This is a genomic window from Labrenzia sp. THAF191a, from assembly GCF_009363335.1.
Taxonomy (GTDB): Bacteria; Pseudomonadota; Alphaproteobacteria; order Rhizobiales; family Stappiaceae; genus Roseibium; species Roseibium algicola.
This window is the reverse complement of record NZ_CP045333.1, coordinates 5505283-5516863: the sequence shown is the minus strand read 5'-3', so window position 1 is coordinate 5516863 and position 11581 is coordinate 5505283. Positions and strand designations below refer to the sequence as shown.

6 protein-coding genes are annotated in these 11581 nt (G+C 60.0%); 4 read left to right on the top strand and 2 right to left on the bottom strand.

Annotated features, from left to right (window positions below; all coding sequences use genetic code 11):
* The first annotated feature begins 93 nt into the window (after positions 1-93).
* From FIV05_RS25345 to FIV05_RS25330, 4 genes are all read left to right on the top strand, one after another.
* Entirely contained in the window at positions 94-780 is a 687-nt protein-coding gene (locus FIV05_RS25345) for a response regulator transcription factor (RefSeq protein WP_022997819.1), read from the top strand.
* Positions 764-2218 carry a HAMP domain-containing sensor histidine kinase gene (locus FIV05_RS25340; RefSeq protein ID WP_152511420.1) on the top strand — a complete coding sequence of 485 codons (1455 nt, stop codon included), beginning with the start codon at positions 764-766 and terminating at the stop codon, positions 2216-2218. Before FIV05_RS25345 ends, FIV05_RS25340 begins: the two co-directional genes overlap by 17 nt.
* Complete coding sequence (locus tag FIV05_RS25335; RefSeq protein ID WP_152511419.1) at positions 2175-5171, top strand: bifunctional [glutamine synthetase] adenylyltransferase/[glutamine synthetase]-adenylyl-L-tyrosine phosphorylase; 2997 nt, start codon at positions 2175-2177, stop codon at positions 5169-5171. The genes FIV05_RS25340 and FIV05_RS25335 overlap by 44 nt, the downstream gene beginning before the upstream one ends.
* Before the next feature lie 112 nt (positions 5172-5283).
* On the top strand, positions 5284-6177 hold the full coding sequence (locus tag FIV05_RS25330; RefSeq protein WP_152511418.1) for an alpha/beta hydrolase: 894 nt from the start codon (positions 5284-5286) through the stop codon (positions 6175-6177).
* Between the two features lie 55 nt (positions 6178-6232).
* Here FIV05_RS25330 and FIV05_RS25325 read toward each other — a convergent pair whose 3' ends face one another.
* Both FIV05_RS25325 and pepN read right to left on the bottom strand, forming a co-directional pair.
* Positions 6233-8587 (bottom strand): PAS domain-containing sensor histidine kinase, encoded by a 2355-nt coding sequence (locus tag FIV05_RS25325; protein WP_075282046.1) that lies wholly within the window; start codon positions 8585-8587, stop codon positions 6233-6235.
* Positions 8588-8743: 156 nt separating this feature from the next.
* Positions 8744-11389, bottom strand: a complete 2646-nt coding sequence (pepN, locus tag FIV05_RS25320) for an aminopeptidase N (protein ID WP_152511417.1) — start codon at positions 11387-11389, stop codon at positions 8744-8746.
* Positions 11390-11581: the final 192 nt, after the last annotated feature.

The window sequence follows — 11581 nt, the reverse complement described above, 5'->3', positions numbered from 1 at the left end:
TGCTAAACCCTGACTGACTGGCGGCGGCGACTCTCACATCCATCGCCGCCGTCAGCCATTTTCTTTAGGGCCAACTCAAGCTAAAAGGATGAGATGTTGAGGATTCTTGTCATTGAAGACGACCCGGAAGCTGCAAGCTACCTCGTCAAGGGTTTGAGTGAACTGGGCCACACCGCCGACCAGGCTGCCGATGGGCGGACCGGGCTGGATATGGCCCTCGACAGGGACTACGACATCCTCATTGTTGACCGCATGCTGCCGAAGATGGACGGCCTTTCGGTCATTCAGGACCTGCGCCGGGAAGGCAATCACACACCGGTGCTGATCCTCTCGGCACTCGGTCAGGTCGATGACCGCGTCAAGGGCCTGAAGGCCGGTGGCGACGACTACCTGCCCAAGCCTTACGCCTTTACCGAACTTCAAGCCCGCATAGAGGCACTGGCACGACGCCCCAAGTCGGCCAGCCAGATTGAGACCACCTATACCGTCGGCGACCTGACGCTGGACCGGATGGCGCATTCGTGCCGCCGCGGCGAAACGGAAATCCCGCTGCAGCCGCGCGAATTCCGCCTTCTGGAATATCTCATGCAGAACGCCGGCCAGGTTGTGACCCGTACGATGTTGCTCGAAAACGTCTGGGAGTATCACTTCGATCCGCAGACCAACGTGATCGACGTTCATATCTCCCGGCTGCGCGGCAAGATCGACAAGGGCTTCGAAACACCACTTCTGCACACCATCCGGGGTGCCGGATATACGATCCGTGACGCGGCTCACTAGGTTTACCAGAACCACAGCCTTCAAGCTGTCGCTGCTCTACATTGCCGTCTTCACGGTGATGTCCGGTGTGCTGCTGTTCTATCTCGCGGACAACACGGACAATCTGATGTCCGAGCAGGTGGTTCAATCCGTCGATTCAGAACTGAAAACCCTTGCCGACGTCTATGTGCGCGGCGGTGTTCGCGATCTTGTCGAAACCATCGACAGGCGCTCCCGCCATCCAGATGCCAGCCTTTATCTCCTCGTCGATTTCGCCGGCAATGCGCTTGTCGGAAATATTGCCCGCCTGCCGACCACCGTTCTCGAAGAGGCCGATGGCGGATTGCGCCGGGTCCGTTACACGCGCCTTGGCCAGGATGCTGAGGACGTAGAGCGGCAGGCCATGGTGCGCACGTTTGAGCTGCGCGGCGGCTTCCGTCTGCTGGTTGGGCGTGACCTGGGCGACCAGCTCCGGTTCTCCAACCTTCTGGCCAACGCCTTGCGCCTGTGGCTGGTCGTTGTGGTGGTCATGGCCGCGATCACCTGGCTGTTTGTCAGCCGCAGGGTGATGAAGCGCATCGACGAGATTTCCGCCACCAGCCGCACGATCATGCAGGGTGAGCTCTCCGGCCGTCTGCCGGTCGCGGGCAATGACGACGAATTCGATCGTCTGGCGATCAATCTCAACACGATGCTCGACCGGATCGAACTGTTGATGCAGTCGATGAAGGATGTGACAGACAACATCGCCCATGACCTGAAGACACCTCTGACGCGCCTGCAGACCCGGATCGAAAACGCCTTGCGGGAAGCGAAGGGGGAGGAGGGCTACCGCAGCGCCCTGGAAGCGACACTGGAGGAATCCGACCAGCTCCTGAGGATATTCAACGCGCTGCTGCGTATTGCGCGTGTTGAATCCATGGCACCAGCCTCCGTTATGGAGCCGACCGATCTCAACAAGCTGGTTGCCGAAGTTGCCGAACTTTACGAGCCGTTGGTTGAAGATGAGGGCGGCAAGCTTGAAACCGATTTGCCCGAAGGGCTGAAGGCAGACTGTAATCGCGACCTCATCAGCCAGGTACTGGTGAATCTCATTGAGAATGCACTGAAATACGGTCGTCCTGAAACTGGCGACCTGCTTATTCGCCTTGGCGGGCGGGAGGACGACGGCCGCATCGTCCTCAGCGTCACCGACAATGGCCCCGGCATTCCGGAAAAGGACCAGGACCGGGTGAAGGAACGTTTCGTTCGGCTGGAGGAAAGCCGTTCCGAACCTGGAACAGGCCTTGGATTGAGTCTTGTCAAGGCGGTTGCCCGCTTGCATGGCGGAGACTTGCGCTTCATGAATGAGGACCCGGGGCTGAGCGCCCGGATCGATCTCAAGCCGGTGAAACCGGACAGCAGCAGGAGCGGGCATGAACAAGGCGGCACAGCCGGGCAAACGGGAGAAGGGAACTGACCAGGACGGTGGCGCGGGCGTTCTGGCCGACCGGATCGCAGTGGTCCCAACGGCACCGGATCCCGATCATGCAGCCCTGTTCCTGAAAGATCTTCTGGCTCATGCCGAAGCCGGCGAGGCCCTCAACGTTCTTCTGCACGATAAACCGGACCTGGAAGGTTTCCTGATCGGGGTCATTGGAAACTCGCCTTATCTGCGCGATCTGATGCTTGCCGATCCACCGCGTCTCCTTCGCTTGCTGCAGGAAGCGCCGGAAAGCCGTCTTGAAAACCTGCTGTCTGCCGCCCGTGAAGCACGGGCAGAGGACGAGGCCGGTATCATGCGGACCTTGCGCCACTTCAAACACGACCTCGCATTGACGCTTGGCCTCGCCGATATCTCCGGTGCGATCGGTCTGAACCGCGTTACCGGTGCCCTGGCCGGGTTTGCCGACGCCGCGCTGACAGCGGCAATCAGGTTCTGCCTTGGCGATCTGGTCCGTCTGAACAAGTTCGCACCGCATGACCTGGAGAAGCCGGAAGTCGATAGCGGTCTCATCGTTCTTGCAATGGGCAAGCACGGCGCAAACGAGCTGAACTATTCGTCCGATATCGATCTGATCGTTCTTTACGACCCGGCCAAGGCGCCCATGGCGGGAACCGCGGAAGCTCCGGTGGAATTCGTTCGGCTGACGCGGCGCCTGGTCAAGATCATGCAGGACCGGACCGCGGACGGTTACGTCTTCCGTACGGATCTTCGCCTGCGCCCCGATCCCGGTGCGACCCCGCTTGCCATGTCGGTGCCCGCTGCGCTGGTCTATTACGAATCCCTGGGGCAGAACTGGGAACGGGCGGCGCTGATCAAGGCGCGGCCCTGCGCGGGCGACATTCCCGCCGGCGAATCCTTTCTGCATGAAATCGTGCCGTTCATCTGGCGCAAGTACCTGGACTTTGCGGCAATTGCAGACGTGCAGTCGATCAAGCGCCAGATCCATATGCACAAGGGGCACGGGGCCATTGCGGTTGCCGGACATAACGTCAAGCTCGGCCGTGGCGGCATCCGGGAAGTGGAGTTCTTCGTCCAGACCCAGCAGCTGATCGCGGGTGGCCGCAACCCGGCCCTTCGCGGACGTCGCACACTCGACATGCTGGACGCGCTGGTGGATGCAGACTGGATCAAGGGCAAGACACGCGACGAAATGGCCGCCGCCTACCGGTTCCTGCGCAATGTCGAGCATCGCATCCAGATGCTGAACGACGAGCAGACCCAGCTGCTGCCGAAGGATGAAGACGGCATGAAGCGGGTATCCGCGCTGATGGGCTACGACACGCTTGCAGCCTTTGAAACGGCACTGCTCGACCACTTGCGAACGGTTCAGCACCATTATGCCGAACTGTTCGAAGATGAACCGGCACTCTCGTCCGAGCTGGGCAATCTGGTCTTTACCGGCGATGACCACGATCCCGGGACCCTGGAGACGCTTGCCGGTCTTGGTTTCAAGCAGCCTGCGGAAGCGGCCGCTATCGTCAAGGCCTGGCATTTCGGCCGCTATCCGTGTACCCGCTCGACCAAGGCGCGCGAGCGGCTGACCGAAATGCATCCTGCGCTCCTCAGTGCGCTGGCGGCCACGGACAACGCAGACGCTGCCCTGCGGGCGTTCGACAACTTTCTGGCCAAGCTGCCGGCGGGCGTGCAGCTGTTCTCGCTGCTGAGGTCCAATCCACAGCTCCTGACGTTGCTGGCAACCACCATGGGCGCCGCGCCACGCATGGCCGAAACGGTCTCCAAGCGGGTTCATGTGTTGGATGCAGTCCTCGATCCGGCGTTTTTTGGCGCCATGCCGAGCGTCGAGGAATTCCGCGCCGGGCTCGACAGAACCCTGTCTCAGGCTCGCTTCTATGAGGAAGCACTGGACAGGGCGCGGATATTTACCCAGGAGCAGCAGTTCCTGATCGGCCTGCGGATGATTTCAGATACCTTGTCCGCCGACCGGGTAGGGTTTGCACTGGCACGGTTGGCCGAAGTTGTCGTCGACCGGATCCTGAAGCAGGTGATCGTGCATGTCGGCGAAAGCAACGGCACGGTACCGGGTGGCAATATCGCGGTCCTGGCCATGGGCAAGCTTGGGGGGCGCGAAATGACGGCAGCCTCCGATCTGGACCTGATCCTGCTTTATGAAGCGCCGGAAGACGTCAAGCAGTCTGATGGAAAGCGGCCTCTTGCGATCACCCAGTATTACACCCGTCTGACCCAGCGGCTGGTCACGGCCCTCAGCGCACCGACGGCCGAAGGCTCGCTTTACGAGGTTGATTTCCGGCTTCGTCCGTCCGGCAATGCAGGCCCGCTCGCGACCAATCTGGACGGCTTCATAGCCTACCAGCAGAAAGAGGCCTGGACCTGGGAGCACATGGCTCTGACGCGTGGACGGGTGATCGCGTCCACGACGCCTGAGTTCAAGCAGAAGATCGTCGACAGCATCTGCGGCACGTTGGTGCAGACGCGTGATCTGACGAAGCTGGCCGACGATGTTCGCACCATGCGTGCCCGGATCGAGAAGGAAAAAGGCACCAAGGATGTCTGGGATCTGAAACAGGTGGCCGGCGGTCTGGTCGATATCGAGTTCCTTGCCCAGTTTCTGCAGCTTGCACACGCTCAGGAAAACCCGGAAATCCTGGCGCAAAGCACGGAGCAGGCTTTGGAACTGGCCCGCGACGCCGGCTTCCTGACCCTGGGCGACGCAGGGCTGTTGCTGGAAGCTCTCAGGCTTTACCACCGTTTGACCCAGGTGTTGCGACTGGCCCTTTCCGGCAAGTTCGTGCCGGCAGAAGCACCCCGCGGAGTGCTGGATCTCCTGGTTCAGGCCTCAGGAAGTCCGACCTTCACCCGGTTGGAAGCAGAGCTCGCAGATCTTCAGGTGAAGGTGCGCGAGACGTTTGTTCGGCTGATTGGCGAGGTTGAAACGGTCAGCAGCTAGACGCGGATTGCCAAGCCGGTTTCATTGGGCTAGGGAGTGACCGCGCCGGCGGCCGATTTCAAATCATTCGCGCTCTCTTGAGCGAACCCTTTTCCATACTCTGAGAAACCTCATGACTTATACATTCGACGAAACGGTCCGTCGTCCGGACCGGAGCGACCGAATTGCGCTGGCTGGCAACCGTGTGTTTGCCTGGTCTGAATGGGGGCCGGTGACAGGCACCCCGGTTCTGTTTCTGACAGGCGCCGGCATGGCCGGCACACTTGGCTTTGGCCTGGAACATCTCGAAAAGCTAAACCTTCGACTGATTGCACCGGACAGGCCGGGCCTCGGCGCTTCATCGCCCGATCCTGACAAGTCACTGGCAAGTGTCGCGCGTGACGTTGGCGAACTTGTTGCGAACCTTGGCCTTGTCGGCATCCCAGTGGTCGCCTTTTCACAAGGAGCGCCCTTCGCTTTCGCCACTGCAGCGTCGGGAACTGCAAGCTCCCTTGTGATCGTCTCCGGTCAGGATGAACTCTACCGTCCGGAATTCGCGGATCGTTTGCCCGATCAGGTGAGGGATATGACCCGGCATGCACAGGAAGATCCCGAAGCGTTTTCTGCCATGCTGGAAGGCTTCGCCGAGCCGGATGGCTTCTACGACCTGGTGCTGTCGATGAGCTCGCCGGAAGACAGGTCGGTATATGGCGTCGAACCTTTCGCCGCGGCCTACAGGCACGCACTTCGGGAAGGCTTCAGGCAGGGGCCGAAAGGATACGTCCTTGATACGCTTGCAGCGCTCAGGCCCTGGTGTATCGACCTTGGCATGATCAACTGCCCGACCTCGGTTTGGTACGGCGGCAGGGATGCCAGCCCGGTTCATTCACCGGACTTCGGTCTTTCGCTCGCAAGCAGATTGCCCAATGCAAGCCGCCGGTTCTTTCCGGAGGAAGGCGGCGCATTGCTGTGGACGCGCTCGCTCGACATCCTGAGCGAACTGGCAACAACAAGCGGCAACGACTGATCTGCTGTGCTTTAGGGCTACGGACAAGCCTGGTTCGCCTGGAGGGTAAAGCTCTTCAGGCGGCTTCCTTGTCGGCAAGCGGCAAGGTGAAGCTGACAGTGGTGCCTTTCTTGACTTCCGACTTGATTACCAGCGCTCCGCCATGAAGTTCAACCAGTGAGCGGGCGATGGCTAGTCCGAGGCCCGAGCCCTGGTGGGTCTTGGTAAACTGGTTTTCCACCTGCACGAAGGGTTGAGCGAGGCGTTCTATATCGCGCTCCGAAATTCCGATGCCTGTGTCGATCACTTCGAAATGCAGCTTGTCTCCGCGCGGCCGTGCCCTGAGCGTAACGGTGCCATTGTCCGGCGTGAACTTCACCGCATTGGCCAGCAGGTTCAGCAGGATCTGTTTGAGCGCCCGCTTGTCCGCGTGCACCGAGACGTTTTCAACGACATCGGTGGTGACGGTGATGTTCTTCTCGGTTGCAGCTCCCGTGACGATCCGGCTGGCATCTTCGGCCGATTCCGAAGCATTGACCGTTTCGGTCTCGATACTCATGCGACCGGCTTCGATCTTGGACATGTCGAGGATGTCGTTGATCACGTTCAGCAAGTAAGTGCCGGAAGAATAGATATCCTTGCAGTAGTCGGAATACCTGTCGGTGCCGACGGGGCCGAACATTTCCTGCGTCATGATGTCGGAGAAGCCGATGATGGCGTTGAGCGGCGTTCTCAGTTCATGAGAAATATTGGCCAGGAATTCGGACTTGGCCTTGTTGGCGGCTTCCGCGCGGGTTTTCTCTTCCTGGTACTTCTCTGCCATTTCCACCAGCTGCCGGGCCTGAACCTCAAGGGTCTGGCGGGACTTCTGGAGATCGGAAACGGTTGCCCTCAGCCGCTTTTCGGAGTCGATCAGCTTTTCTTCGTGTTTCTTGAGCGGGGTGATGTCGGTCCCGACAGACACGAAACCGCCGTCCTTGGTGCGCCGCTCGGAAATCTGCAGCCAGCGACCGTCTTCCAGCTGCGCTTCGTAGGAGCCGTCAGGAGCACCGCCACGCTGGCGAAGAGTGACCGGTTGCGGTGCTACTTCGGCGTTGGAGGCAGCTGCCATCACGTCCTTGTAGGGCGTGCCCGGCTTGATCACGGCGTTCGGCAGGCTGTGCAGCGACTGATAGTTGGAATTGCAGATCACAAGCTCGTTTCGGGCATTCCACAGAACGAAAGCTTCCGAGATTGTCTCGATCGCATCACGCAGGCGAAGATCTGCCATACGGCTTTGTTCGGCAAGCTCGTGCTGCTCGGTAATGTCGATGCAGATACCGATCAGATGCGGCTCGGCACGGCCGGGTTCCGACTGGATTTCACCACGGGCGCGAAGCCAGATCCAGCTTCCGTCGGCGTGTCGCATGCGGAAGGTCTCGTCGACCAGGGTTTCACCGCTTTCCAGCAGGTGCTCGGCGAGGCCCAGAAGGTCGATATCATCGGGATGGGTGATGTCGGCGACATCGGCAAAGCTGAGAATATCGTCCTTGGGTTCGCGTCCGAGGAGCTCGTACAGGGAAGACGACCAGAACATTCTGCCGCGCGACAGATCCCAGTCGAACAGTCCGCAGCGGCCGTGGGTGAGGGCGGTGTCGATGCGGGCACGGGTTGCCGCATACATGTCGTCGGCCGCTTCCGCGCGGGTTGCCTGGCTGAAGAAGCCGTAGATGACCGCTAGCAGCACCAGCGAAGTTCCGACGAAAAGCGTCACATTTGCCGAAAGGTCATCCCGCCACTGGCTGAAGATCTCGTTTTCCGGCTGCAGCACCGCCACCATTCCGAGGCGGCCATCGAGGTGATGAACCGTTGCAAGAACCTGTTCTTGGCCCCGGCCTGTGCCAAGGTTGGTGGCAACCGGCATCACGCCGGCACGGGCGCCAAACACCATGAGTGGCTGTGACGGGCCGAGCAGGTCGCTGATCGGCCGGCTCTCAAGCGATGGCTGGAGCGGTGCCGAGGCAACGATGGTGCCGGATTGGTCGGCAACGAGATAGATGCGGCCCTTGCTGGTCGCCCCTGTGGGCAGACTGTCGGCAAGGATGCGTTTCAACGTTGTCCGGTAGCCCGTTTCAGGCAGATCATTTTCCGACGACATCAGGCCGCTTGCGACGACAGTTGCCATCAGGCTCAGCGTGACCTGGGCGTTTTCCTGGGTCCGGGTGTAATCGCTGACGAGGTCGCCTGTGCGGAACAGGGCGAGTATGACGATGAAGATGATGGCGAGGCCGGGAATGAGGCGTCGCATCAGGCTATCGGAGCGGGCCAGGCTTTCGGCCAGAGCGCCGAGGAGGGTACGCAGAGGCAGGCGTTTTGTGCCTGCGTCTGTCTCCCACTCAGACTCCTTCTCGCCGCGCCGCGCAGATGCGTCGCCAGCTAATGCTCTCGCCATAGGAAGTGTGCCTCAAAAACCGCCGCGTCGGGGGTGCCCCGAATCACTTCCATTTGAATCAAATCGTCTGTTTTTGTCCAGACCCGTCAAAGAATAAAATGGTTAACGCAAATCCGGATTTTCCGTTCTTTCGTTAACCTTTCTCAGTATTGCAGACTACTGCAAGGTTCTGTCGACGATGTCACGGCTGTCTCTCGACAGATTTTCGCATGCTGAAATCCTCAAGAGGGCAGATTCAGCAAGGGCACTTCTTTGTGGGTCAAGTGCGCGCCACGAGCGGAAGCTCGTCAGAAGTCTCGATGCCACTTGTGGATTTCGCTTGTCGATCTCCAGAACTGATTCGGCGATCAGTTCAAATCCGGCACCATCCATCCGGGCAAATTGTGTCGGGTTGCCGGTGGCAAAGGATTGCAGCAGCGAGCGGACACGGTTCGGGTTGCCGGCATCGTAGGAAGGGTCCGACATCAATGCCTTGACCCGGTCCAGCGTTTCGTTGCCGGGTGCGGTGGCCTGGGTCATGAACCACTTGTCCATGGCCAGAGAGCTGTCCGTGTGCCGCTCGCGGTAAGCTGCAAGCGCTTCCTCTTCACGCGGCATATGATCGTGAACCAGCAGGGTGAGGGCCGCGAGGCGGTCAGTCATGTTGTCGGCAGAGGCAAACCGCGACCAGACCAGGTCAGTCGCATCGGCTGCGCCGGAGACTGCGTAATAATGCAGGCAACGGTTTGCGAGCGCTCGTTTTCCGGCTGCCTGCGCATCCGGCGAAAAGGTCCCACTTGCGGACTGGTCGGTAATGAACGGGACGAGGGAAGATCCGAGGCGGGCGGCAACTGCGCGCCGCAGCATCTGACGGGCGGTATGAATGGCGTCCGGGTTGACGTCCTTGCCGATTTCCTGTGCGACATCCGCTTCGCTGGGCAAAGTGAGTGCCTGCGCACGCAGGGCTTCATCCAGCTGGTTTTCACCCAGAACAGACGCGAACACACCAATGACGTCTTCGGACGGCGTGCCTTCCGAGCCGTCACGGACCAGGCCGGCAAGCCTCACAAGGTCCTGCATCGCCAGCGTCTGCACCGCCTGCCATCGATTGAACGGGTCTCGATCCTGTGCTGCCTGAAACAGGAGTTCCTCGGAATGCAGGGGCTCGTTCAGACGGACGGGCGCGGAGAAACCGCGCAGGAGAGACAGAACGGGAGCGGCGGCGACATTGTGGAAGACGACGTCCTGGTGAGCCTTGTCGAGCACAAGCACATCGCCGGCGACGTTGGCACCCTCCACGGAGCCTGTCTCCATGTCCTCGCCATTAGGGCCGATCAATCCGAAACGAAGCGGGATGACTGCCGGTTTGCTGGACTTCTGGCCGGCAATGGGCGGAATTTCCTGGGACAATGATACGGTGAAGGACTTGCGGTCGGGATCATATTCCGTTTCCACCGACACGACTGGTGTTCCTGCCTGCTCGTACCAGAGCGAAAACTGTTCAAGATCGGTGGACGATGCTTCCTCGAAGCACGACAGGAATGCCTCGATTGTGGTTGCTTCGCCGTCATGGCGGTCGAAATAGAGGTCCAGTCCGGCCCGGAACTTCTGTTCGCCCAGAAGCGTCTGCAGCATGCGAACAACCTCGGCGCCTTTTTCATAGACGGTTGCCGTATAGAAGTTATTGATTTCATGATAGGTTCGCGGACGCACGGGGTGTGCGAGCGGGCCTGCATCCTCCGGAAACTGATGCGATTTCAGCAAGCGCACATCGGCAATGCGCTTGACCGCGCGCGAGCGCATATCGGACGAAAACTCCTGGTCGCGGAACACCGTCAGGCCTTCCTTCAGGCACAGCTGGAACCAGTCCCGGCAGGTGATGCGGTTTCCGGTCCAGTTGTGAAAGTATTCGTGCGCGATCACGGCTTCAATGTTGGCGTAATCCTGGTCGGTTGCCGTTTCCGGGTCGGCCAGAACGTACTTGTCGTTGAAGATATTGAGGCCCTTGTTTTCCATCGCGCCCATATTGAAGTCCGACACGGCGACGATGTTGAACACATCCAGATCGTATTCGCGGCCAAACACTTCCTCGTCCCAGCGCATGGACCTCTTCAGGGAATCCATGGCCCAGTCACACAGGCTCTCCTTGCCGTGCTCGACGTAGATGTTGAGTGCGACCTCCTTGCCGGACATGGTGGTGAACTTGTCCGGAACTTCGGCGAGATCGCCCGCAACCAGTGCGAACAGATAGGCCGGTTTGGGGTGCGGGTCGTGCCACACGGCATAATGCCTGCCGGTGCCTTCGATATCTCCTGTCTCCGTCAGATTGCCGTTGGCCAGGAGAACGGGGCAGTCTTTCTTCGAGGCCTCCAGACGTGTCGTGTAGACGGCAAGGACATCCGGTCGGTCCAGAAAATAGGTGATCCTGCGAAAGCCCTCGGCCTCGCATTGGGTGCAGTAGGTTGCAGAGGAGCGGTAGAGCCCCATCAGCTTCGTGTTCGCGTCCGGATCGAGTTCGGTCACGAGTGTCAGCTCGAACGGATCGGCGGGCGGTGAGGCAAGTTCGAGACGGTCGGCTGTCGCTGCATAGGCAGTCTCGGCAAGCGCTTCGCCATTCAGCTTGATGCCCGCAAGTGACAATTCGTCACCATCCAGCACAAGCGGGGCGCCAGCCTCTGTTCCCGGTTGCCTGCTGACCTCAAGCGTCGCGGTCACGCGGGTTGCGCCGGGGGCGAGTTCAACGTTCAGGGCGACCTTGTCGATGCGATAAAGTGGCGGTTGATAGTCTTCCAGCCGTATGGCTGGCGCCGTTTCTGAACGCATCGAATTCTCCTGCTGATGTTAGGCGCAATTGCCTGCCTGTGCCTGGCCGAAAGGCCCTTATTGAAGGCCGCAACCGCACCCTCATGGAAATGTGAGGATGAGCTAAGGCGTTAGCATGATCGCAGATTACGGCAAAGTCCTGTTTGACCTTCCGCAAGGGCCGGTATTCCGTCAGCCTTTGATAACACCTAA

Coding starts and splice junctions, on each gene's coding strand:
- FIV05_RS25345 (WP_022997819.1), top strand. CDS start 94: ATGTTGAGGATTCTTGTCATTGAAGACGACCCGGAAGCTGCAAGCTAC.
- FIV05_RS25335 (WP_152511419.1), top strand. CDS start 2,175: ATGAACAAGGCGGCACAGCCGGGCAAACGGGAGAAGGGAACTGACCAG.
- FIV05_RS25330 (WP_152511418.1), top strand. CDS start 5,284: ATGACTTATACATTCGACGAAACGGTCCGTCGTCCGGACCGGAGCGAC.
- FIV05_RS25325 (WP_075282046.1), bottom strand. CDS start 8,587: ATGGCGAGAGCATTAGCTGGCGACGCATCTGCGCGGCGCGGCGAGAAG.
- pepN (WP_152511417.1), bottom strand. CDS start 11,389: ATGCGTTCAGAAACGGCGCCAGCCATACGGCTGGAAGACTATCAACCG.